This is a genomic window from Bradyrhizobium altum, from assembly GCF_020889705.1.
GTDB lineage: Bacteria > Pseudomonadota > Alphaproteobacteria > Rhizobiales > Xanthobacteraceae > Bradyrhizobium > Bradyrhizobium altum.
This window is the reverse complement of the sequence record NZ_JACMYP010000138.1, coordinates 1-23,914: the sequence shown is the minus strand read 5'-3', so window position 1 is coordinate 23,914 and position 23,914 is coordinate 1. Positions and strand designations below refer to the sequence as shown.

Here is a 23,914-nt window from a genome sequence, read left to right as displayed (position 1 = left end):
AGCCCCCGGAATAGCCGCCGCCGCGCCGGTATGGTCCCGAGCCGGCCGCCGGACCGCCAAAATTCAATCCGCCGAAGATCAGCGCCGCAACGGCAGCGAACAGCCCGACCACCAGGGCAGTGGCGAGCGAGCCGGCCACCATCCAGATGAAGACGCCGACGATGCCGCCAGTCGCAGCCGAGCCCAGCAGCCGCCCCAGCATCGCGCGCAACACGCTCGCCACGATGATGACGACAAAGATGGTCACCGGATTGGCGAGATCGACGAGATTGGGGCCCTGCCAATGCTCGGGCTCCGGCGCCGGCAGGTGCTCGCCATTGATCAGGCGGATCATGCGGTCGACGCCGGCCGAGATACCGCCGGCGAAATCGCCGGCCTTGAATTTCGGGGTGATGTCCTCGTCGATGATGCGGTGGGTGACGACGTCGCTCAGCACGCCTTCGAGGCCGTAGCCGACCTCGATGCGCAAATGCCGGTCGTTCTTGGCGACCACCAGCAGTGCGCCGTCGTCGACCTTCTTGCGCCCGATCTTCCAGGCCTCGGCAACGCGGATCGAGAACTGCTCGATCGTTTCCTCAGCCGTAGTCGGCACAATCAGGACCGCGATCTGGCTGCCCTTGCGGGTCTCCAGATCCTTCAGTCTGTCGTTCAGCGACGCAACGTCAGTCGCCGACAGCGTCCCGGTCTGATCGACGACGCGGCCGGTGAGCTGAGGCACCGCGACCTCGGCCCGCGCCGGGCACACGAAGCCCAGCAGGAAGGCGAGCAGGAGGACGCGGGCGGCTGTCATCGCGTTGGTGGGCACGCCGGCGCTATTTCGACGGTGCGGGCGCGGGCGCCGGATTGAAATCGACCTTCGGCGCGGTCGAGATCTCCTTCTCGTTGTCGACCGTGAAGTTGGGCTTCTCCTTGTAGCCGAACGCCATCGCAGTCAGATTGTTCGGGAAGGTGCGGATGCCGACATTATAGTCCTGCACCGCCTTGATGTAGCGGTTGCGCGCCACGGTGATGCGGTTCTCGGTGCCTTCGAGCTGCGCCATCAGGTCGCGGAACAGCGCATCCGATTTCAGCTGCGGGTAGTTCTCGGTCACGACCAGGAGCCGCGACAGCGCGCTGGTGAGTTCACCCTGCGCCTGCGTGAACTTCTGGAACGCGGCCGGATCGTTGAGCACCTCGGGCGTCGCCTGGATGCTGCCGACCTTGGCGCGCGCGTTGGTGACGCCGAGCAGCACGTCCTTCTCCTGCTGCGCAAAGCCCTTCACCGAATTGACGAGGTTCGGCACCAGATCGGCGCGCCGCTGGTACTGGTTCACCACCTCCGACCAGCTCGACTTGACCGTCTCGTCATTGGTCTGGATCGCGTTGTAGCCGCAGTTGGTCAGGCTCAATGTCGCCAGCGCTGCCAGCACGGTCCAAAGCTTGCGCATGAAGTCGTTCCTCCCGGTGGATTCTCAATCAGAGTAACAGATTTTCGCCCGACAATCCCGCGTGGCGGGATTCGCGGCCGGTTTTACCGATGATGGCCCTTGCCTATCCCTCCCTGCGCCGTTCATCATGCCGAGAAAATCGATCCTGGGAGGATCCATTGGCGTCTGAACAATTCGAGACGATTGTCGTCGAGCGGCCGGATCCTGCGATTGCGCGGATCGTGATGAACCGCCCTGAGGCTCGCAACGCCCAGAACCTGCAGATGACCTACGACCTCAATGCCGCCTTCGACCAGGCGGTGCAGGACGACGCGGTCAAGGTCATCATCCTCGCCGGCAACGGCCCGCATTTTTCGGCCGGTCACGATCTCAGGCCAGCGGGCAAGAACCAGGCAGGTGTCGATTTCCCGCCAGTCGGAAATTGGGGCGGCTTCGCCGAACCAAATGCACACGGCCGCTTCGCGCGCGAGCAGGAGATCTACCTGCAGATCACAAGGCGCTGGCGCAATCTCGCCAAGCCGACGATCGCGGAGGTGCATGGCAAATGCATCGCCGGCGGGCTGATGCTGGCCTGGGCCTGCGACCTGATCGTCGCGAGCAGTGACGCCGAGTTCTGCGATCCCGTGGTGACGATGGGCGTCTGCGGCGTCGAGTGGTTCGTGCATCCCTGGGAACTCGGCGCGCGCAAGGCCAAGGAGATGCTGTTCACCGCCGACGTCTGGAGCGCCGACGAGGCGCATCGTCTCGGCATGGTCAATCACGTGGTGCCGCGCGGCGATCTCTCCTCCTTCACGCTGGCGCTGGCGGGCAGAATTGCAGCCAAACCCGCGTTCGCGTTGAAGCTGTCCAAGGAGGCGGTGAACCGCTCGATCGACATCATGGGGCAGCCTGCTGCGATCGATCAGGCCTTCGCACTGCATCAGCTTTGCCACGCGCACAATCTGCAGGAATTCGGAATGGTGGTGGACCCCGCGGGTCTGCATCCCTCCGTCAGAAAAACCGCCAACGTGAAGTAGACCAGATGGACCTTACTCTCAGCGACGAGCAGCGCCTGCTGCGCGAAAGTGCCGACCGCTTCGTGGCGGAGACCTTCACATCAGAGCATCGCAAGAAGGCGGCGAACGATCCGCTGGGTTATTCGCCCGCGATCTGGAAGCAGTTCGCCGAGCTCGGCTGGCTGGCGCTACCGATCAGCGAGGCCCATGGCGGGCTTGGCGGCGGCGCGATCGAGATCGGGCTCTTGATGGAAGCGTTCGGACGCGGCCTGGTGTCCGAGCCATTCCTCTCCACCGTCGTGATTGGTGCTGCGCTGGTCGCCGAATGCGGCACCGAGGCGCAGCAGCAGGTCATCCTGCCCAAGGTCGCCGAGGGCGCGCTCACGCTCGCCTTTGCGCATTCGGAGCGCGCCGCGCGGTTCGACCTCGGCCATGTCGACACGACGGCGACGAAAACTGTCGACGGCTGGCTTTTGAGCGGCAGCAAGATCGCGGTGCTCGACGGCGCATCGGCCAACCAGATCATCGTCTCGGCCCGCGTTGCCAATGCCAACGGCGCATCCGGCAAGCTTTGCCTGTTCCTGGTGCCGGCTGGTGCGCCCGGCCTTACCCTGCGCGACTACGCGCGGCTCGGTGGCGGGCGCGGCTGCAATCTCGATCTCAGGGATCTGCAATTGCCCGCCGATGCGCTGCTCGGCGACGGGCAGGATGTGCTGCCCGCGATCGAAACGGTGGTCGACCGCGCGATGGCCGCGCTCGGCGCCGAGGCGGTCGGCATCATGCAGACGCTGCTCGACACCACGCTCGAATACACCAAAATTCGAAAACAGTTCGGCCGGCCGCTATCGGCCAATCAGGTGATCCGCCACCGCCTCGCCGACGTGGCGATGCAGGTCGACGAGGCGCGCTCGATGGCATTGCGCGCCGCGCTGATGGCCAATGCCGAGCCGGTCGCCCGCAGCCGCGCGGCGTCCGGCGCCAAGGCGAAGATCGGCAAATGCGCGCGCTTCGTCGCCGAACAGGCGGTGCAGTTGCACGGCGCCATGGGCGTCACGGAAGAACTCGACATCGGCGCCTATTTCAAGCGGCTGCTCGCCTTCGACACGCTGTTCGGCGGCAGCGCCCATCATTATCGCCGCCACGCCGCCTTGAGCGGCCGCGCCCACGCCTAACGGAGAGCGCAAGATGAATCTCACCTTCAGCGCCGAGGAACGTGCTTTCGAAAAGGAAGTCCGCGACTACATCGCCGAGAGCCTGACGCCGGAAATGAAGCGCGCCACCGCGCTGACGCCGTCGGTGTTCTCCGACCCCGACATCGGCATGGCTTGGCAGCGCGCGCTGCACAAGAAGGGCTGGGGCGCGCCGGGCTGGCCGGTGGACCATGGCGGGCCGGACTGGACGCCGGCGCAGCGCTGGATCTTCGAGGCCGAATGCGCCCGCGCCGGCGTGCCGAATGTCAATGTGATGGGCGTCAAGATGGTCGGCCCCGTCATCATCGGCTTCGGCTCCCCGGAGCAGAAGAACTTTTACCTCCCGCGAATCCTCTCGGGTGAAGACTACTGGTGCCAGGGCTATTCCGAGCCGGGTTCGGGCTCCGACCTTTCGTCGCTGAAGACCCGCGCGGTGCGCGACGGCGACGATTACATCATCAACGGCACCAAGATCTGGACCACGCATGCGCATCACGCCAACCGCATGTTCGCGCTGGTTCGCACCAATGAGGGCGAGCGGCAGCAGGACGGCATCAGCTTCATCCTGATCGACATGAAGACGCCGGGCATCACCACGCGCCCGATCCTGACCATCGGCGGCGACCACGAGGTCAACCAGGTGTTCTTCGACGACGTCCGCGTGCCCGTTGCCAATCGCGTCGGCGAGGAAGGCAAGGGCTGGACCTACGGCAAGTATCTGCTCGAGTTCGAGCGCGGCTCCGGCATCGCCTCCGCCAAGCTGCGCGAGGCGCTGAAGACGATCTCCGATCTCGCCGGCTCCGAAGTCACCGGCCGCGCCATCGAGGACCCCGACATCGCCATTCGGATGTCGGAGGTCGAGGTCGATATCGATGCGCTCGAGATGACTGAGCTGCGGGTGCTGTCGGCGCTGCAGACCGGGCAGAATCCCGGCGCGGTGTCGTCGCTGATCAAGCTCAGGGTCAGCGAGATCCGCCAGGCGGTGACGCGGCTCGGCGTCGACGTGATCGGCCAGGACGGCCTTGCGGTCGAGCCGGCGCGGCCATTCTACCGGCTCAACCACGAGCCGGCGATCCCGGAGGAACTGCTGCCGGTGGTGCCCGAATATCTCAACGGGCGGGCGTATACGATCTTCGGCGGATCGTCGGAAATCCAGCGCGACATCATCGCAAAGATGGTGTTGGGGTTGTAACGGTCACTGTCTCCGTCATTCCGGGGCGCGCATAGCGCGAGCCCGGAATCCATTTCACCGCAGAACGTGCGGCCCGATGGATTCCGGGCTCATCGCTTCGCGATGCCCCGGAATGACAGAAACCTAAGCCGCCCCCGCCTTCGCGTCCTGGATCGCCTGCCAGATCTTCACCGGCGTCAGCGGCGTATTCAGTTGGGTGATCCCGACCTCACTCAACGCATCCATCACGCCGTTGGTGATGCAGGGTGGGCCGCCGATCGCACCCGACTCGCCGCAGCCCTTGGCGCCCAGCGGATTGGTCTTGCAGGGTGCGGAGGGATCGAGCGTCACTGACATCGGCGGAACGTCCGAGGCGCGCGGGATGCAATAGTCCTGATAGCTTGCGGTCAGAAGCTGACCTTCCTCGCTGTAGGCCACGCCTTCGTACAGGGCCTGGCCGATGCCCTGGACGACGCCGCCCTGCACCTGCCCCGTCACCAGCATCGGATTGACCGCGACGCCGACGTCGTCGACCGTGGTGTAGCGCACCACCCGCGTCACGCCGGTCTCGGGATCGATCTCGACCTCGCAGATATGGGTGCCGTTCGGCCAGCTCGGGCCGTCGACATTGCCCTCGCTCTCGACGGAAAGCTTTGCGCCGCTTTCCTTCTTTGCGATCTCGAACAGGCTGATGCGCTTGTCGGTGCCGACCACGGTGAGGAAGCCGTCGCGATACTCGATGTCCCCGACGGAGGCTTCGAGCAGATGGGAGGCCTTGTCGCGCGCCTTGTTGATCAAGTCATTGCTCGAGACCGCAACCGCGGTGCCGCCGACGAACAGCGAGCGCGAGCCGACGCTGCCGAAGCCGGTGGCAAGATCCGTGTCGCCCTGGATGACGTCGATCTTGTCCATGGCAATGCCGAGCGTATCGGCGATCATCTGGGTGTAGGTGGTGGCCAGGCCCTGCCCCATCGCCATGGTGCCGGAATGCAGGATGACGCGGCCTTCGGCGGTCGCATGCAGCGAGACGTTTTCGGTGTGGGCGCGGCCGCCGGTCCATTCGATGTAGCTGGTCAGGCCACGGCCGTAGAGCAGGCCCTTCTTCTTCGCCGCCTTCTTGCGCGCGGCAAAGCCGTTCCAGTCGGCCAGATCGGACGCGCGCTCCAGCATGTGGGCGAAGGCGCCGGAGTCATACACCTGCCCGACCGCGTTGGTGTAGGGCAGTTGCGCCGGCTTGATGTAGTTGACCTTGCGGATGGTGCGCGGGTCCGTGCCGATCTGGCGCGCCGCGGCATCGAACAGTCGCTCGACGATGAACACTGCCTCGGGCCGGCCGGCGCCGCGATAGGCGCCCACCGGCGCGGTGTTGGTCATCACCGACTTCACCTCGAAATGCACCAGCGGCAGATCGTAGACGCCGGTCTGCACGAACGGGCCGAGCACCAGCGGAATGATGTTGGCGGTGCCCGACGAGTACGCTCCGGTGCCGCCGATCGAGCGCACGCGGTAGGCCAGCACGCGGCCCTTGGCGTCGAGCGCGAACTCGCCGGTCGAGGTCAGGTCGCGGCCATGGGTGCCGCCGACGAACTCGTCGGTGCGGTCGCCGCGCCAGCGGATCTTCTCGTTCAGCTTGGTCGCGGCATAGGCGACGATGCCGTCTTCGGGATAGAGGCTGGTCTTCTGGCCGAAGCCGCCGCCGATATCGCCGACCAGCACGCGCACGCTGTCCTTCGGCCGCTTCAGGATCGATTCCGCCAGGAGATCGCGGGTCGAGCCCGGGGTCTGCGACTGAACGTGGAGAATGAGCCGGCCGGTCTTCTTCTCGATCTCGGCAATGGTCGAGCGCGGCTCCATCGCCGACGGCACCAGGCGCTGGCTGACCAGGTCGAGCGACACCTTGTGCGCGGCGCTGGCAAAAGCGGCCTCGACCTTGGCGGCGTCGCCATAGCTCATCGCGGCCACGATGTTGTCGGGCGCCTCCGGCCAGACCACCGGCGCGCCCGGCTTGATCGCCTCGACCGGATCGACCACCGAGGGCAGCACCTCGTAATCGACTTCGATCGCTTCGGCCGCGGTCTGCGCCAGCACGCGCGAGGTCGCGACCACAGCCGCAACACCCTCGCCCGCGTAGCGCACCACCTCATGCGCCAGCAGGCGCCGCGGCGGCACGGTCATCGGCGAGCCATCGGGGCGCTTGAAGATCGCGAGCGTCGGCAGCGTGCCGATATCGTCCTTCACAAGGTCGGCGCCGGTATAGACCGCCTTGACGCCGGGCATCTCGAGCGCCGCCTTGGCGTCGATCGATTTGATGTTGGCATGGGCATGCGGCGAGCGCAGCACGTGCAGCCAGAGCGCGCCGTCCTGCGGCTTGTCGTCGACGAAATGCCCCTTCCCGGTGAGCAGCCGCTGGTCCTCCAGACGCTTGACCGGCTGGCCCGCACCAAAACGCATATTGCCGGGAAGAATGTTCATCGGAGGGTCCTTGATTTCAGAAATTTCGGCGGGTTTTAACGGATTTTGGGAGCTACACAACACATGGCCGTCATTCCGGGGCGCGCCTTGGCGCGAGCCCGGAATCCATACTCCCGATGGTGGTTATGGATTCCGGGCTCGAGGCTTCGCCTCGCCCCGGAATGACGACATGGTGAGAACGTATGCAACGCGCAAGCCAGGTTCAGCCGAGATCGCGCAACGCGGCCTCGACCACCTTGCGCTGCTCGGCGGTGAGCGGCGCCTGTGGCGGCACGGGGTCGCCGACATCGTAGCCCTGGCTTGCGAGCCCGGCCTTGATGCAGGCGGCGAGGTTGAAGCGGGCGAACGCCTCGTTGATGCGCCAGAGCTTGCGCTGCAGGGCCATCGCCTCGTCCCAGCGGGCGCGGCGGCACAGATTGTAGAGCTCGACGCTCTGCCGCGGGATGATGCAGGCCGGGCCGGCCATCCAGCCATGGCCGCCGATCAGCATCACGGCAGCCGGAATATGGGCGGAGGCCGAGAACACTTTCAGGCTGTCGCCGCAGCGGTTCATGATCGACAGCAGCCGGCCGGTGTTGGTCGAGGCGTCCTTGATGTAGCCGATCCGCGGATGCTGGGCGAGGTGCGCGATGACGTCGAGCGTGAGGTCGGAGCGCTGGAAATTCGGATTGGTGTAGATCACGACCGGAATGTCGACGGCGTCGGCGACGGCACGGAAATAGGATTCCACCTGCGCGTCGCCGACCGGAAAATACGCCTCCATGATCGCCAGAATGCCGGCAGCACCCCGCTTCTGATAGGCCTTGGCCTGCGCCACCGCATCCGCCGTCGAGGTCGAGGCGACGCCGGCGACCACCGGCACGCGGCCCTGCGCGGCCTCGATCGTGGTCGCCACCACCTGCATGCGCTGCGCATTGTTGAGATAGGCGAATTCGCCGGTCGAGCCGAGCGGCGTCAGCCCATGGACGCCGGCCTTGATCAAATCGTCGCAGAGCCGGCCCAGCACCTCGGTACGGACATGGCCGGCGGGGTCGACCGGGGACACCAGATACGGAAAGACGCCGTGGAAATCAGCCATTTGCGAGCCTCGTTGACGGCGAGACATAATCGGGATCGTGCGCAAAGGGAAGCGGCTCGCCGCTGCGCAGGGCGCCGAGTACCGCTGCAAAGTCGGTTACCGCGCGGAAACCGAGCAGCCGTTCGGCCTTGCTGGCGTCGTAGATCCGGCCGATCGAATGCGGCAAGTGCCAGCCCTGGCGCGCAAACAGCGCCGCCGCATCGGGGAAATACCGCACGATCACGCCGGCCGCGTCCGTCTTCAGGTCAGCAACATCGCCGCGCGCAAACGGCGTCGGAGCGCTGATCACGAACACCTCGAAGCCGCGGATCTTCTCCAGTGCCACGACATGGGCGTCGGCGGCATCCTCGACCGTGAGGCGGCGATACAGCAGTTCGGTCGCCTTCAGGTTCTCGCCATGGATGTCGCGGATCGTATCGTCGTCTTCGGGGAAGAAGCGGCTGGTGCGCAGCACCGCGCAGTTCAGCCCATGCTCCCGACTATACAGCCGGCACAGCCCTTCGGCGGCGAGTTTTGTAACCCCGTAGATGTTGCGCGGCTCGAGCGGCCCTGTCGTCTCGTCGAGCCACACCGCCGCATGGCCTTCCTCGTCGCAGATCGCCTGCGAGATCATCAGCGACGTCGTCGAGGTGAACACGAAGCGGTCGTGGCCGGCGGCGGTAGCCGCTTGCAGCAGATTGAGGGTGCCTGTGATGTTGACGTCGACAAAGGCCTGCGATGAGAACCGCGCGATGTCCGGCTTGTGCAGCGCGCCGCCATGGATCACGGCCTCGATGCCGTGATCGCCGAACACCCGAACGACCACCGACCGCTCAGCCACCGAGCCGACCACATCGGTCGCCCCGCCCGGGACGACGTCGAGGCCGGTCACGTCATGGCCGGCCTGTCGAAGCCGCGGCGCAAGGAAGCGGCCGAGCCAGCCGGAGGAGCCGGTCAACAATACGCGCATGAATTCCGTCCGGCCCCGCGCCCTCAGAACACCTTGGCGATCGCGGCCTGCGCGTCGCCCTGGATCTGTTTGAGATGATCCGGCCCGCGGAAGCTCTCGGCGTAGATCTTGTAGACATCCTCAGTGCCGGAGGGACGCGCCGCAAACCAGCCGGCCTCGCTCTCAACCTTGATGCCGCCGAACGGCTGATCGTTGCCCGGCGCCTTGGTCCTGACCGCGCGCACCGGATCGCCGGCGAGCTCGGTCATGTTGAGCTGCTCGGGCCCGAGCGCCTTCAGCGCATTCTTCTGCTTCGGCGTCGCCGCGACATCGATGCGCTCGTAATAGGGAACGCCGAGTTCGGCGGTCAGCTCGTTGAACAATTCACTGGGATCACGGCCGGTCTTGGCGATGATCTCCGCCGCCAGCAGGCCGAGGATGATGCCGTCCTTGTCGGTGGTCCACGCCGAGCCGTCGCGCTTGAGGAACGACGCGCCGGCGCTCTCCTCACCGGCAAAGCCGAAGCCGCCGCTGCCGAGCCCTTCGACGAACCATTTGAAGCCGACTGGTGTCTCGACCAGCTTGCGGTTCAGCTTCTTGGCAACGCGATCGATGATCGAGCTCGACACGATGGTCTTGCCGATCGCGGCGTCCTTGCCCCATTGCGGCCGGTGTGCGAACAGATAGGCGATCGCGGTGGCGAGGAAGTGGTTCGGATTCATCAGCCCGTTCGAACGGGTGACGATGCCGTGGCGGTCGGCGTCGGTATCGTTGGCAAAGGCGACGTCGAAGCGGTCGCGCATCCCGATCAGGCTCGCCATCGCATAAGGCGACGAGCAGTCCATCCGGATCTTGCCGTCCCAATCCGCGGTCATGAAGCGGAAGGTCGGATCGACCGCATTGTTGACCACTGACGCGTTGATGCCGTAGCGCGCGATGATCGGCTGCCAGTAATGCACCGCCGCGCCGCCGAGCGGATCGATGCCGATCTTGACCCCGGCGGACTTGATCAGCGCGAGATCGACGGTGTTGCCGAGATCGGCAACGTAGGGCGTGATGTAGTCGTGCAGATGCGTGGTCGCGGCCTTGCGCGCCCGATCATACGGCATCCGCGCGACACCCTTGAGGCCGGCTTCGATATAGCGGTTGGCGTTCTTCTCGACCACAGCGGTGACATCGGTGTCGGCCGGGCCGCCATGCGGCGGATTGTACTTATAGCCGCCATCCTCCGGCGGGTTGTGCGACGGGGTGATGACGACGCCATCGGCAAGGCCGGTGCTGCGGCCCTTGTTGTAGCTCAGGATCGCATGCGAGATCACCGGCGTCGGGGTGTAGCCACCCTGGGCGTCGATCATGATCTCGACGCCGTTCGCCGCGAACACTGCCACCGCGCTGGCCAGCGCCGGCTCGGCCAGCGCATGGGTATCGATGCCGATGAACAGCGGCCCGGTGAGGCCCTTCTCGCGCCGGTAGTCGCAGATCGCCTGCGTGGTGGCAAGGATGTGGTCCTCGTTGAAGGAATTCTTCAGCGACGAGCCGCGATGGCCGGAGGTGCCGAAGGCAACCCGTTGGGTGGGATCGCTGGCGTCGGGCTTGCCGGCAAAATAGGCCGTGACCAGCCGCGGCACATTGGCAAGCGCCGAGGGATCGACGGGTTTGCCGGCGGCAGGATTTGGTGCAGTCACGTGACCTCTCATATCTGGTATCGCCGACCATCAGCACAACGAGTGATACTCATTGCGTAACATCCTGGCGTGCTACCATGGCGGCTTACGTTCAATCAAGCCGAGGGCTTTTCGTTCCGTGCCGTCAGCGGCAATCCGCTATTCGACGTCGATCTGCTGCACCTTCTCGCGCAGTTCGTCGACCAGCACCCGCTTGTTCTCGGTATAGTCGATCGGCACCACCACGAGATGCACGCCGCCGCCGGAGAAGGCCCGCTCCAGCGTCGGGACGATCGCCTCCGTACTCTCGATCCGCGAACCCTTGGCGCCGTAGCTTTCGGCATATTTGACGAAATCCGGATTGCCGAAAGTGAGGCCGAAATCCGGGAAGTTGTCGACCGCCTGCTTCCAGCGGATCATGCCGTAGGCAGAATCCTCCAGGATCAGGATCACCAGATTGAGCTTGAGGCGGACCGCGGTCTCCATCTCCTGCGAGTTCATCATGAAGCCGCCGTCGCCGCAGACCGCGAGCACGCGGTTCTTCGGATACAGCATCGCCGCCATCATCGCCGACGGCAGGCCGGCGCCCATGGTGGCGAGCGCGTTGTCGAGCAGCAGCGAGTTCGCAAGCAGCGTGCGGTAGTTGCGCGCGAACCAGATCTTGTACATGCCGTTATCGAGCGCGACGATGCCGTCTTCGGGAATGACCTGCCGCACATCGTGCACGATGCGCTGCGGCGTCGGCGGCCAGCGGCCTTCGGTGGCGCGATCGGTGATCCTCGCCAGGATACCTTCGCGCAGGCTGAGCAGCGCGCTGGCAGACGGCAGCTTTCCCGCGACCCGATCGGCCAGCAATTCGAGGCTCGGCCCGACGTCGCCGATCACCTCGCATTGCGGGAAGTAGACCTGCTCGACATTCGCCGCCGTGTAGCTGACATGGATCACCTGCGGCCCCTTCGGGCCCATGATGAAGGGCGGCTTCTCGATCGTGTCGTGACCGATCGCGATGATCAGGTCGGCGCGGTCGATCGCCTCGTGCACATAGTCGCGCTCGCTCAGCGCGGCAGTTCCCATGTACTGGTTGGTGCCGCCCGATACCGTGCCCTTGCCCATCTGGGTGGTGAAGAACGGAATCTTGGTGCGCCGCACGAAGTCGCCGATCCCGGCGGTCGAGCGCGGGCGCGATGCCGCCGCGCCGAGCATGATCAGCGGACGCTGCGCCTTCAAAATCATGTCGGCGGCGCGGTCGAGTGCAGCCGCGTGCGCGATCGGAATTTCGATCGGATGCGGCGGCACGATCTCGACCGGCGCTATCTCCTCGCGCGCGATATCCTCCGGCAGTTCGAGCAGCACCGGCCCCGGCCGCTCCTGCGTCGCGATCCGGAAGGCGTCACGGACCAGCGTCGGAATGGTGGCGCCGCTGACGATCTGCAGCGACAGCTTGGTCAGCGGACGGAAGGTGTTGACGATGTCGACGATCTGGAACTTGGCCTGCCGGCTGCTCAAGATGCCCTTCTGGCCCGTCAGCATCACCATCGGCATCGCGCCGAGCAGCGCATAGGCCGCACCGGTGGTCAGGTTGAGCGCGCCCGGGCCTAGCGTCGTCATGCAGACACCGGGCTTTCCGGTCAGCCGCCCATAGGTCGCCGCCATGAACGCCGCAGCCTGCTCGTGGCGGGTCACGATCAGCTTGATCGAGGATTTGCGCAGGCTCTCGACGACGTCGAGATTCTCCTCGCCGGGAACACCGAACACCCGTTCCACGCCCTCATTCTCGAGGGCCGCGACCAGCAAATCGGAACCTTTGACCATCTCAGCCTCGCATCGTTGATTGCATGCCGCGCACGGAGCATAGCCGCATCGCGCGCCGCCGGAAACTCCCTCGCGATCTCACGGCTTGTGCGCCCTGATCCAGGCGTCGGCGGCGGGGAGCACACGCGCGGCGAGATCGGCCGAGATCGCGATCGCCTGCAAGGAGCGCGCCACCATCACCCGCCCGCCGCTGGTGGATTGTGAAGGTGCGAATGCGGCCAACTCTGCCGCGTGGGCCTGATCGGTAAAATTGGTCATGAAGTTCGGAACAAACTGGTCGCGGAAGCTCGGCCCCTGCCTGGCCAGCAACGTATCGAAATTGGTCTGGACGAAGTCCCAGGCGAGTTGCGGCTGCTCGCCTGCGGAGGCAACCGCATTGATCATCCCCGACACGATCGTGTCGGGCAATTCGCTCGTCACCGTCAACGCCAGCGTCGCGCGCGCCAGTTCCGTATCGCGAGCGCTGGCCGCGGCGAAATAATAGCGCAGCCGTTCATTGGTCGCCGTGCTGTTGCGTGCAAGCGTCAGCAGTTTGTCATAGGTCGCCCGGTCGGCCGTGATACCGACGACATGGGTGACCGCATCGCGCAGCGTGGTCGGCAGCGAGGTGGGATCATCGCGGAACGCCGCAAAACGCCGCTTCGCCTCGGCGACAATTGCCGCGTCGCCGAGATCACCAAGCGTCGAGATCAGGCTCGCGCGCAACAGCGCAGTGTCATCGTCGCCCGGACCGCCGCCGTCCCATCCGATCCGGTCGAATACCGGGCGCAGCTTGGCGCGGGCATAGGCCTGGATCACCGGCCGTTCGGTGCGGTCGCGCGACAGGCGGTTGAGCGCAGCGAATGTCGAGATCACCTGGTCCCACACCGCACGATGGTCGCCGGCATCGAGCGCGTCGAGCAGCGCGAGATAGGACGGCGCCTCGGCGCGGCCCGCCTGCACCAGCGCCCAGCCGTCGGTGACGACATTGAGCCGGTCACCGACCTGCATTTGCGGGAAGACGTTCAACAATGCGGCACGGTTCTTCGGCCCGTACTCGACCCTGAAATAGCCGACGTCGCCGAGATTGACCTTGATCGCATCGCCGCAAGCGCCGGCCGGGATATCGGCACTGCCTTCCAGCAAGATCTCGTCAAACGGCTTGCCCTGCGCCGGTCCGGACGCGACCGGGATCTGCCAGGTGTGGGCCGGCAGCGGCGGATTGTTGGCCGGCGCGATCACGAAACGGTCCTGCTGCAACGTCAGGCGTTGCGCTATGCCATCGCACGTCGTCTCGGCCATGACCAGCGGCACGCCATCCTGCTCCGTGAAGGAGGCGGCGATGCCGGTGATCGTCTTGCCGCCAGCGCTCTCGAGCGCGTGCCAGAGATCGGCGGTGGTGGAATTGCTGTAGGCGTGCGCAGCCATGTATTTCCGGATGCCGTCGCGGAATGCCTGCTCGCCGAGATAGGTCTCGAGCATGCGGATCAGCGCCTGGCCCTTGTTGTAGGTGATGGCATCGAACGCCGTGACGGCTTCGCTGTGATCCGCGATCGGCTGCTGCACCGGATGCGAGGTGCGGCGCGCATCGAGCGCCATGGCAAACTGCTTCGCGCCGTAGCCGTTCAGCCAGCTCTGCCATTGCGGATAGAACTGCTCCGAGGCCTTGGTCGCCATCCAGCTGGCAAAGCCCTCGTTGAGCCAGAGATTGTCCCACCACGCCATGGTGACGAGATCGCCGAACCACATATGCGCCATCTCGTGCGCGATGATGGCGAAGATGCCGCGCCGCGCCGTCTCGGCATTGGTCGCGGGATCGAACAGCAGCCGGCTCTCGAAGAAGGTGATACCGCCCCAGTTCTCCATCGCGCCGCCGAACCCGCCGGGGACGGCGATCAAATCGAGCTTCGGCAACGGATATTTGACGCCGAAATAGTCGTTGTAATAGGCGAGCAGTTTCACTGCGCTGTCGAGCGCAAACCGGCCCTGCCCGCTCTTGCCCTCCGTCGTCACCACGCCGACCGTGACGCCGCCGGCATCCGCCGTGATCCGCTCAAGTTCGCCGACGGTGAGCACGAACAGATAGCTCGACATTTTCGGCGCCGGCGCGAACGCGACCTTCTTGAGATCGCCGGCGACCGCCGCCTCGCTCGCGATGGGCATGTTGCCGACCGCGAGCAGATCGCGCGGGATCACGACGGTCAGCGCGAAGCTCGCCTTGAACGACGGCTCGTCCCAGCACGGAAAGATCCGCCTTGCATCGGCCGGCTCCAGCTTGCTGGAGATCAACCGCTTGATCCCGGTCGGAGTCGGATAGTCGACCACAAACAGCCCGGTGCCGAATTTGTTGATCTGCGCCGTGAACGCGATGCGCAGCTTGTGCCGGCCCACCGCAAGCGGCTTGGCGAAGGTCAGCGTCGCGGTTTGCGCGGTGGCGTCGGTCACGACCTCCGCGCGCTGTGCGCCGTCATCGATCGTGGCCTCGGCGAATGTCGTGTTGATCGCGTTCAGCGTTAGTTGCGCCGTAGCCTCACGCACCTCGATGTCGACGGTCTCCACGCCAGGCAGCGCCAGGCTGGTGATATCGGGCGTCAGCTCGATCGCGTAGCTCAACGGGACAACCGTCTTCGGCAGCTTCCCGGGTGTGCTGTCGAACGAAAATGTCTGCTCGGCCTGCGCGCCTGCGGCCGTCGCCAGCAGCAAGCCGATTGCCGTGGCAAGGCGACGCAGCAGCGCGGTTCGGACATGGGTCGCAGGCTTGTTCATCGCGCAGCTCACCAGGATCTCGGGATTTTCGGATGTCATAGCGGAAGGACGTAGCAGGCAATCTAGTAGAGAACATGTCGCCACAAAACTGACAATTCCGCGACATCTGACATCGCAACGGTTCGCATCCATCGGCGCGCCGCTTGCTACGGCCTCTCGACCCTTGTTGCTCAACGGCAGGACGGAAGGCTAACTTATGGCTGGCATTCCAGCCGAAGCGTCCGGCCACGGGAGACAATGATGTTCGAAAAGTTCTCGCGCCGGCAGTTTGCGGGCCTTGCGGGCCTCTCTGCGCTCGGTTTGACCGGCCCTGCCGAGGCCGCGAACCACGCTCCGCGGCCTGACGGCGCGAACTTTCCCGCCGGCTTCGTCTGGGGCACCGCGACCTCGTCCTACCAGGTCGAGGGCGCGGTCAAGGAGGACGGCCGCGGCCCGTCGATCTGGGACACATTCACCCATACATCGGGCAAGATCGAGGACGGCTCTACCGGCGATCGCGCCAACGACCACTATCACCGCTACAAGGAGGATGTCCGCCTCATCAAGGATCTCGGCGCCAGGGCCTACCGTTTCTCGATCGCCTGGCCGCGGGTGTTTCCCGATGGCACCGGCGCGCCCAATCCAAAGGGCCTCGACTTCTACAACCGCCTGGTCGACGAATTGCTCGCGAACGGCATCGAGCCCTATGCCACGCTCTATCACTGGGATCTGCCGCAGGCGTTGCAGGACCGCGCCGGCGGCTGGCGCTCGCGGGATACATCGAAGGCGTTCGGCGACTACGCCGGCTATGTGGCGCAGCGATTGACCGACCGGGTCAAGAACATCTTCACCCTTAACGAGGTCGGGCGCTTCCTCCCGTTCGGCTATGCGCTCGGCGTCGACGCGCCGGGGCTGACGCTGCCGCCGGCCGAGGTGAACCAGGCGCGCCATCACGTTGCGCTGGCGCACGGGCTCGCGGTGCAGGCGATCCGCGCCAAGGGCCGCCCCGGCACGCGGGTCGGTCCCGCCGAAAACATCACCGCCTGCGTGCCCGCGATCAACACGCCGGAGAACATCCGCGCTACCGAGATCGCGACGCGCGAGCTCAATGCGGGCTTTCTCGGCGTCGTGCTCGAAGGCAAGTACACCGAAGGCTTCCTGCAATATGCCGGCGCCGACGCGCCCAAATTCACCGCCGAGGAGCTGAAGATCATCGCGCAGCCCAACGATTTCGTCGGGCTGAACATCTACGCGCCGCAGTGCTACATCCTCGCCACCGACCATGCCCCCGGCTGGAAGCCGCTGCCGATTCCGGGCTCCTTCCCGCACATGAGTTCGGATTGGCTGCGGATCGCGCCGGAGACGATCTACTGGGCGCCGCGGATTGCCGCGAAGCTCTGGAACATCAAGAGCATCTATATCAGCGAGAACGGCACCTCCGGCGAGGACAAGGTGCAGCCGGACGGGCAGATCTACGACCTCGACCGCATCATGTTCCTGCGCAACTACCTCGCCCAATTGCAGCGCGCGACCGCCGACGGCGTCCCGATCCACGGCTATTTCCTGTGGAGCCTGATGGACAATTTCGAATGGATCTTCGGCTACGCGAAGCGCTTCGGCCTCTATCGCGTCGATTTCGAGACCCAGGCGCGGGTGCCGAAACTGAGCGCGGCATTCTATCGCGATGTGATCGCGCGCAACGCCATCGGCGTGTGATCTATCCGGCCTGCGGCCGTGCGCCCGACCACGCGCGCCGAAGCAGGTCGCTGATGCCGCGCTCTTCGATCGGCCGCGGATTCCAGTAAGGATTCCTGGTGGCGAGTGCGGCCGCCTTTGCGATGCCGTCTTCAGGCATGCCGATCGCGGCGAGCGAACGCGGCGCGCCGAGCCTTGCCGACAGATCGAACAGGCCATCGGCCGCATCAGCGACGCCAAGCGCCCGCGCGGCGCGGCCGATCGCAGCGCGCGCCGCCGGCGTGTTGTAGGCGATGGTGTGCGGCAGCATCACCGCATGGGTTTCGGCATGCGGCAGGTCGAACAGCGCGCCGACGGTGTGGCAGAGCTTGTGATGCAGCGCCATGCCGACGGTGCCGAGACAGACCGCGCACAGCCAAGCGCCGTAGAGAGCATCCGAGCGCGCATCGAGATCGCGCGGCCGCGCGATCACGTCCGGCAGCGATGACGCGAGTTTTGCAATCGCCTCTTCCGCCATCAGCGAGGTGATCGGATTGCCGTCCCGCGCATACAGCGCCTCGGCCGCATGCGCGATCGCGTTGAGGCCGGAGATCGCCGAGAACTTTGTCGGCATCGAGATCGTCAGGTTGACGTCGTAGATCACGGCTTCAGGCAAGATCTTCGGCGAGGATTGCGTGGTCTTGACGCCGTCCACGGTCTCTCCGAGCACCGGCGTCATCTCGGAGCCGGCATAGCTGGTCGGCACGATCAGTTGCGGCAGGTCGGTGCGCAACGCAATCGCCTTGCTGAGACCGGTCGCGGCACCCGCGCCGATCGCAACCACGCCGTCGGGCTTCAACTCGCCGACCATCTGCATCGCGCGTTCGGTGACTGCGACAGGGGTGTGCACAACAGCGCCGTCGAACGCGCCAGCCATGCGGCCGCCGGTCAAGCCTCGGAGATCGCCGAGCTCCGCCTGCTGCCGCCGGCTTGCGAGCACCAGGGCGCGGCTGATGCCGAGCCGGTCGAGTTCATCAGCCAGCTGCACGATCGTGCCGACCCCGAACACGACCCGCATCGGGCTGACTTGATAGGTGAATGATTGTGACATCGTGACTTCCGAACTTTGCGTTAGCTCCGGCGCCAGTCGCGCGGCGTGCAGCCGAAGCGATGCCTGAAGCGCCGCGTGAAATGCGACAGATCGGAAAAACCCCAGTCGAGAGCGATGTCGCCGATCGCGCGCCCGGCGACCGCGGGATTCTTCAGGTCGCGCGCCGCGCCGTCGAGGCGACGATCCATCACGTAGCTGGCGAATGTGGTGCCTGCGCGCTCGAACAGTTTGTGGACGTAACGCTCGCTGATGCCGATCGCAGCAGCGACGGCAGCAACGCCGAGCCCGGGCTCGCGCAGCCTGCGGTCGACGGCGCGGCGCAGCGCGAGCCACGTTGCATCTGCAAGACCCGCGCTCTCGGCAACGCCCGCGCGACCCGTCCGCGACAGGCTGAGCGCGACCAGGTCGAGCAGCACGCCAAACAGCCGGGCGTTGTCCGTATCGGATGCCCGGAGCGCCGAATTGTTCAGCACCTGTGCCGTCTCGGCGATGAGATGGCCGACGAACGGATCATCGGAGACCCGCGCCGGTGCGACCTCCGGCGCCGACGGCAGCCGTTCATCGAGCGCCTCGGCCGGCACCCAGAACGATGCGACCTGCAGCGCGGGACCGCGATCGTGCAACAGCGAGAAGCGCTGCCCGCTGTCGAAGATTCCGACTTGTCCGGGCGACAGGCTGATCTCGCGCCCGGCCTGCTGGATCCGGCAGCGGCCGGCGAGCTTGAGATTGAGGTAGTAGCAGCGCCGGCTGGACGCGGCGATGTCGGCGGAGGAGCGCCGCACGATATGATCCGGGAAACTGACCCGGTTGACCGCACCGTCGCCGAGCCCAACGGTCTCGACCCGGGCCAGGAAGCCCGGCGTCGCCGGCGGCTCCGGCGTCAGGTTCATGAAGGCCTGGCAGATCGCCTCGCAATAATAGGCGAACTGCTCGCCCGGCCGTGTGTCCGCGGTATTCCAGCTCAGCCTGCGCGAGCGATCCGCGGCGGCGATTTGCTGCATCAGTTCACTCCGAGCCCAATCCGGTTCGGTTATAGCCAAGCGCGTTCCGTAGCCCCGGGTCAATATCCATCAGGAACCACATGACGTCAGCGCGCATTCCCGGCCGTCCGAACCGCGCAATCGATCTAACCAAACCACGCAGGGAGGTACAACATGTCGACCTATGTTCTTGTCCATGGCGCCTGGCATACCGGCGCCGAGTTTGAGCCGGTTGCGGCCGCCATCCGCAAGGCCGGCCATGTCGTCCACACCCCGACGATCAAGGGCAACCGTCCCGGCGACCGGAAGGATACTGGTCTTGCCGAGGCGATCCAGTCGATCGTGGATTATCTCGCCGAGCACAATCTGAATGACATCGTGCTGGTCGGCCACAGCTATGGCGGCATGGTCATCACGGGCGTTGCCGACGCAGCCGCGAACCGCATCCGCCGGCTGGTGTACTGGAACGCCTTCGTGCCCAACAACGGCGAGAGCCTCAACGACATGGTGCCGCCGCACTATGTCGGCCTGTTCGATGCCATCTATGCCGAGCGCGGCGACGCCTCGGTGGTGTTGCCGTTCCCGATCTGGCGCGAGGCCTTCATCAACGACGCCGACCTCGAGACGGCGCAGCGGGCCTATGACAAGCTCAACCCGCACCCGCTGAAGACCTTCCAGGACAAGATCGCGTTGCGGACCAATCCGGCCGAGATGCCGATCGCAAAATCCTACGTCAACTGCACCGAGGACACGGCGATGCCACACGGCCTGCCCTGGCATCCGCGGCTGTCGGAGAAGCTCGGGCTGTTCCGCCTGGTCCAGGTGCCGGGCAGCCACGAGCTGTGCTTCTCCAATCCCGAGCGGTTGGCACAAGCCTTCCTCGACGCCGGCCGCGATTAGGCCACGGCCTCGTACATAGGCGCGGTCGCAAGGAAGCGCGCATAGGCGTCCGCGTCCGGCGGCGTGAATTTTTCGACGAGCGGGTTGCGGCGCGACGCCCTGGTGCCGATGTCCGCCAACAGCTCGTCGAAATGCTTGAAGTGGTAGGGCGCGACGCAGAGCCCGCCATAGACGCCCGCCGCCGGACGCTCGACCCGCTTGAAGTTCAGCATCATTGCGATGTTGTCGTGCATCTCGGCCGCGCTCGGCTGCCGCGCGAGCTGGCCGTCGGCATAGCGCACCAGCCAGTTCGCGGCGAGATCCGCGCACAGCACGGTGCAGAAGCTCGAGTTGAACCCGACAAAGCCCATGTCGGGCAGATCCGGGTTGGCGATCAGCCGATAGAGCCGATACTGCCCGTCGGGCTCGACCAGCTTGTTCTGATATTCTTTAGGGAGGAACGGCACACCGAGCTTGTAGCCGATCGCGAGCACCGCGACGTCGGCCGCGACACGCTGGCCGCCGCTCATCACGATGGTCTTGCCGTCATAATGATCGAAGGTGCCCTGCACCGCCTTGATCCGGCCGTCGGCAACCATCGGATAGAAGCCGGGGGTCGCGATCGGTACCGAGCAGTTGACGCCGTCCTCGATCCGCTCCTTCGGCACCATGCCGCACTGTTTCAGCTTGAGCTGCATCTTCAGCATGCTCTCGAGCCCGCGCCAGTTCGCCCAGACGAACGGCTTTGCGACGACATGCGCGAGGCGCGCCATCGGCCCGATGCCCCAGCTCGCAAACATCTGCTCCTGCGCGCGGATGTAGAGGATGCGCTTGAAGTTGACGAGACCGCCGACGAAATAGGGAATCCGCCAGACCGACTCGCGAAACACGATGGTGACCTCGCTGGCGCCGGAATTGACCGCATTCACGGCGATATCGGTCGCCGATTTCGAGCCGCCGAGCACCACCACCTTGCGGCCCTTGGCAAGATCAGGATCGCTGTATTGCGACGAGTGCAGGATCTGGCCGCCCTGCGTCTTGAAGCCGTCCTCGCCGGGCAGCGGCAGCGTCTGCGGTTCGTTGAATTGCCCGGTGCAGACCGCGACGAAGTCGAAATCCTCGTGCCCCGTGGCGCCGTCGGTCGAGCGAAGCGCGAGCGTCCAGCCCTGTCTGCCGTCGGCGCGGCGCGTCATGTTCTCGACCCTGGTGTCGAACCGCATCGCGCCGTCGAGCCCATGGCTGTGGGCATAGTCGCGCAGATAGGCATGGACCTGCGGACCCTTCGGCCACTCCGGGTAGGACTCCGGCATCGCCTTGTCGGTGTAGCGATAGAGCTCCTTCGGGCTCTGGGTCTGCACGTCGGGATAGGAGCGCGCCGGCTCCCAGACCCCGCCGAGATCGCCGCTGCGCTCGATGATGGTCACCTTGTGGCCGCGATCCGCAAAGGCCTTGCCGGCGGCGAGCCCGGAGACCCCGGCGCCGATGACGCACACATGCTTCTGCTTGACCATGAAACGCCTCCGTGATGAATGAACAGGCCCATTTCCCTAAGCGCACGCGTCCCCGTCATCGCCGGAGCCAACCCCGGCGATCGCTGTCTCGCGTGCGCTGTCTATTTGCTCGGCAGCCTAGTCGTTGGCTTCCGGCGGCAGGAAGTCCACCTCGTGCTCGGCGGAAATGCGCACCACTTCGACCGGGTCCTGCAGATTGTGCAGCTTCTCGAACAGCGCCTCGAGCTTCTGCATCGGCGACACCCAGAACAGCGCCCGCGCCGGCTTGTCGGACTTGTTGAAATAGCCGTGCGGAATGCCGCGCGGCATGCGCACGAGGTCGCCGGCCTTGGCCTGCACCCAGACGCCATCGAGCTTGAGGTCGAGCACGCCCTCTTGCACCAGGATGAATTCGTCCTGGGTCGGGTGGATGTGCACCGGCACGAACTGGCCGGGATCGCTGTTGGTCTCGAACGCGAAGGTCGAGTCGGTGACCGCCTTCGGATAGTAGACCTGGCCAAGGATATTCCAGGTCTTGCCGCCGTAACCGGTGCCGGTTCGGGTAATGCCTTTTTCGAGCGCGCCCATGTCAGCCTCTCCAGTTTTGGATGCGTATTGCCGACACCGAGCCTGTCGCCAGCCGGTGCGGCTGTCTAGCCGATAAACGAATCCGCAGCCGGCGCGACCATGTTGCAATGCGGCAGCGTCGAGCCAGGAAGCCTCTGCCCAATGCCGCCGCATCCGCCTGCGCGCCGATCGGGCAGTTTGCGCGACGAAACGGCGTTCCCCTTTGCCGGCGAATGCACTAGGCTGCACGATGTTTTAGACCTCAAACAACTCCGGACGGCCGGCGTGACTGCTGTTGGCAACGAGGTTTCGGCAAGGGCAAGTTCGACAAGCGCAAGACTCAAGGATTTCGCGCGCGTCGCGACCGCACGCGTCGATGACGCGGCCGAAGCGATCGGCCGTATCTTCTGTCCGCATGAGCTGACGCCCGTCGATCGTTCGGAGCGCGATTTCTCCGCGCACCACAATTGCGCCGAGTTCGACGGGTTCTCCGTCAACTATGTCGCCTATGGCGGATCGGTCGCGATCAATCCGGGCTGCCTCGACCGCTTCTTCCTGTTGCAGATGCCGCTGTCCGGCTCGGCCGCGGTGCGGACCGCCGCGCGCGAGCTCACCACCGGGCCGCAACACTGTGCCTCGCTGCTGTCGCCGACCATTCCGACCGAGATGACCTGGCGCGACAACTGCGCCCAGCTCATCGTGCTGCTCGACCGCAAGCTGGTTGAGCATCGCGCCGCGGCGCTTGGCGGGGTGGCGGTCCGACCGGTCGAGTTCGATCCGGCTGTCGCACTGAGCGGGCCACTCGGGCAGACGCTCTCGGCTAGAATCGAGCAACTCGTGACGACCGCCGAGCAGATCGGGCCGCACAAGAGCTTGTCCGCGGTCGCGGCAGCCGATTGGCGCGAGTCGTTTCTCAATGTTTTGCTCAACGAGCAGCGGCACACCTTGAGTTCGGCGATCGATGTCTTCAACGGCCGCGCTGAGGCCCAGCCTGCGGCGCTGAAGCGCGTGCGGGCCTATCTCGAGACCCGCGCGACCGAGCCGCTGGATCTCGTCGAGCTTGCGGAGATCGCAGGCACCGGTGTCCGCGCGCTGCAACTCGGCTTCCGCCGTCACTTCGGCACCACGGTCTCCGAGATGCTGCTCGACATCCGCCTCGCCCATCTCAACGCCCGCCTCAAGACGGCGCGGCCGGGCGAGCGCATCGTCGATATTGCATTCGACCTCGGCTTTACCCATCTGAGCCGCATGGCGAGCGCCTACCGCGCCAAGTTCGGCGAGAGCCCGAAGGCGACCCTGCACCGGCTGAGCTGAGCGGCAGTTCCGAGCGGCACGGACCCGGCCCTGCCCATCCGGCCAGTTTCACTGCCGGCCGCAACATCCCAGATTGGGGGAAGCCAACGGAGTTTCCCATGACCGAACCGACCACCCTCGCCTCGCTGTCGTCAGCCCTTTCCGAGACCATTGCGCGGGCGGCGCCGGCGATCGTCTCTGTGCATTCGCATCGCGCCCGCGCATCCGGCTTTGTCTGGAAGGCGGGTCTTGTCGTTACCGCCGACGAAGCGCTCGCCGACGAGGGCGAGATCGAAATCCAGTTTGCCGACGGCAGCCGCAGGCAAGCCGCCGTCGCCGGACGCGACCACACCACCGACATCGCGCTGCTGCGCGTCGACGGCGACGTCGCGCCGATCAAGCTGTCGACCGAAATCCCCGCGCTCGGATCGCTCGCGGTGATCGTTGCGGCCGACCGCG

General features: G+C 65.6%; 19 protein-coding genes. 7 read left to right on the top strand and 12 right to left on the bottom strand.

Annotation, left to right across the window (positions count from 1 at the left end):
• Both H8B02_RS28430 and H8B02_RS28425 read right to left on the bottom strand, forming a co-directional pair.
• Window positions 1-790 (bottom strand): TPM domain-containing protein (locus H8B02_RS28430; RefSeq protein WP_229169278.1); only part of this gene is annotated, 790 nt, incomplete at its 3' end.
• A gap of 22 nt (window positions 791-812) precedes the next feature.
• Window positions 813-1,427: a LemA family protein gene (locus H8B02_RS28425; RefSeq protein WP_229169276.1), complete on the bottom strand. Its 615-nt coding sequence runs from the start codon at window positions 1,425-1,427 to the stop codon at window positions 813-815.
• A gap of 158 nt (window positions 1,428-1,585) precedes the next feature.
• Between H8B02_RS28425 and H8B02_RS28420 the strand changes: the two genes are divergently transcribed.
• The 3 genes from H8B02_RS28420 to H8B02_RS28410 are packed head-to-tail and all read left to right on the top strand — an operon-like array spanning window position 1,586 to window position 4,804.
• On the top strand, window positions 1,586-2,443 hold the full coding sequence (locus H8B02_RS28420; RefSeq protein WP_283842251.1) for an enoyl-CoA hydratase: 858 nt from the start codon (window positions 1,586-1,588) through the stop codon (window positions 2,441-2,443).
• Window positions 2,444-2,448: 5 nt separating this feature from the next.
• Window positions 2,449-3,594 (top strand): acyl-CoA dehydrogenase family protein, encoded by a 1,146-nt coding sequence (locus H8B02_RS28415; RefSeq protein WP_229169275.1) that lies wholly within the window; start codon window positions 2,449-2,451, stop codon window positions 3,592-3,594.
• 13 nt (window positions 3,595-3,607) lie between these two features.
• Window positions 3,608-4,804, top strand: coding sequence for an acyl-CoA dehydrogenase family protein (locus H8B02_RS28410; protein ID WP_229169274.1), 1,197 nt, complete (start codon window positions 3,608-3,610; stop codon window positions 4,802-4,804).
• A gap of 123 nt (window positions 4,805-4,927) precedes the next feature.
• On the opposite strand, the gene H8B02_RS28405 is transcribed toward H8B02_RS28410, so the two are convergent.
• The 6 genes from H8B02_RS28405 to H8B02_RS28380 form a co-directional block, all read right to left on the bottom strand.
• Window positions 4,928-7,255 (bottom strand): xanthine dehydrogenase family protein molybdopterin-binding subunit, encoded by a 2,328-nt coding sequence (locus H8B02_RS28405; protein ID WP_229169273.1) that lies wholly within the window; start codon window positions 7,253-7,255, stop codon window positions 4,928-4,930.
• A 202-nt stretch (window positions 7,256-7,457) separates the two neighbouring features.
• Window positions 7,458-8,333 carry a dihydrodipicolinate synthase family protein gene (locus H8B02_RS28400; protein WP_229169272.1) on the bottom strand — a complete coding sequence of 292 codons (876 nt, stop codon included), beginning with the start codon at window positions 8,331-8,333 and terminating at the stop codon, window positions 7,458-7,460.
• Entirely contained in the window at window positions 8,326-9,282 is a 957-nt protein-coding gene (locus H8B02_RS28395) for an NAD-dependent epimerase/dehydratase family protein (protein ID WP_229169271.1), read from the bottom strand. Before H8B02_RS28395 ends, H8B02_RS28400 begins: the two co-directional genes overlap by 8 nt.
• Before the next feature lie 23 nt (window positions 9,283-9,305).
• Complete coding sequence (gene pgm / locus H8B02_RS28390) at window positions 9,306-10,958, bottom strand: phosphoglucomutase (alpha-D-glucose-1,6-bisphosphate-dependent) (protein ID WP_233287795.1); 1,653 nt, start codon at window positions 10,956-10,958, stop codon at window positions 9,306-9,308.
• Between the two features lie 126 nt (window positions 10,959-11,084).
• Window positions 11,085-12,737, bottom strand: coding sequence for an acetolactate synthase large subunit (locus tag H8B02_RS28385; RefSeq protein ID WP_173638333.1), 1,653 nt, complete (start codon window positions 12,735-12,737; stop codon window positions 11,085-11,087).
• A 78-nt stretch (window positions 12,738-12,815) separates the two neighbouring features.
• Window positions 12,816-15,482: a M1 family metallopeptidase gene (locus H8B02_RS28380; RefSeq protein ID WP_229169269.1), complete on the bottom strand. Its 2,667-nt coding sequence runs from the start codon at window positions 15,480-15,482 to the stop codon at window positions 12,816-12,818.
• A 240-nt stretch (window positions 15,483-15,722) separates the two neighbouring features.
• On the opposite strand from H8B02_RS28380, the gene H8B02_RS28375 reads away from it, so the two are divergent.
• A complete protein-coding gene (locus tag H8B02_RS28375; protein WP_229169268.1) occupies window positions 15,723-17,177 on the top strand; it encodes a GH1 family beta-glucosidase in 1,455 nt (484 codons plus the stop codon).
• Window position 17,178: 1 nt separating this feature from the next.
• Here H8B02_RS28375 and H8B02_RS28370 read toward each other — a convergent pair whose 3' ends face one another.
• Both H8B02_RS28370 and H8B02_RS28365 read right to left on the bottom strand, forming a co-directional pair.
• On the bottom strand, window positions 17,179-18,246 hold the full coding sequence (locus H8B02_RS28370) for a maleylacetate reductase (RefSeq protein WP_229169267.1): 1,068 nt from the start codon (window positions 18,244-18,246) through the stop codon (window positions 17,179-17,181).
• Window positions 18,247-18,266: 20 nt separating this feature from the next.
• The gene (locus H8B02_RS28365; RefSeq protein ID WP_229169266.1) at window positions 18,267-19,247 is read right to left on the bottom strand and encodes a helix-turn-helix domain-containing protein; all 981 of its coding nucleotides are present in this window, start codon (window positions 19,245-19,247) and stop codon (window positions 18,267-18,269) included.
• A gap of 153 nt (window positions 19,248-19,400) precedes the next feature.
• On the opposite strand from H8B02_RS28365, the gene H8B02_RS28360 reads away from it, so the two are divergent.
• Window positions 19,401-20,126 carry an alpha/beta hydrolase gene (locus tag H8B02_RS28360; RefSeq protein WP_229169265.1) on the top strand — a complete coding sequence of 242 codons (726 nt, stop codon included), beginning with the start codon at window positions 19,401-19,403 and terminating at the stop codon, window positions 20,124-20,126.
• Here H8B02_RS28360 and H8B02_RS28355 read toward each other — a convergent pair.
• Both H8B02_RS28355 and H8B02_RS28350 read right to left on the bottom strand, forming a co-directional pair.
• Entirely contained in the window at window positions 20,123-21,616 is a 1,494-nt protein-coding gene (locus tag H8B02_RS28355; RefSeq protein WP_229169264.1) for a flavin-containing monooxygenase, read from the bottom strand. The genes H8B02_RS28360 and H8B02_RS28355 overlap by 4 nt on opposite strands.
• A 117-nt stretch (window positions 21,617-21,733) precedes the next feature.
• A complete protein-coding gene (locus H8B02_RS28350) occupies window positions 21,734-22,183 on the bottom strand; it encodes a cupin domain-containing protein (RefSeq protein ID WP_229169263.1) in 450 nt (149 codons plus the stop codon).
• A gap of 264 nt (window positions 22,184-22,447) precedes the next feature.
• On the opposite strand from H8B02_RS28350, the gene H8B02_RS28345 reads away from it, so the two are divergent.
• Both H8B02_RS28345 and H8B02_RS28340 read left to right on the top strand, forming a co-directional pair.
• The gene (locus H8B02_RS28345) at window positions 22,448-23,476 is read left to right on the top strand and encodes an AraC family transcriptional regulator (RefSeq protein WP_229169262.1); all 1,029 of its coding nucleotides are present in this window, start codon (window positions 22,448-22,450) and stop codon (window positions 23,474-23,476) included.
• Between the two features lie 98 nt (window positions 23,477-23,574).
• The coding region (locus tag H8B02_RS28340; protein ID WP_229169261.1) for a trypsin-like peptidase domain-containing protein at window positions 23,575-23,914 on the top strand (340 nt) is incomplete at its 3' end.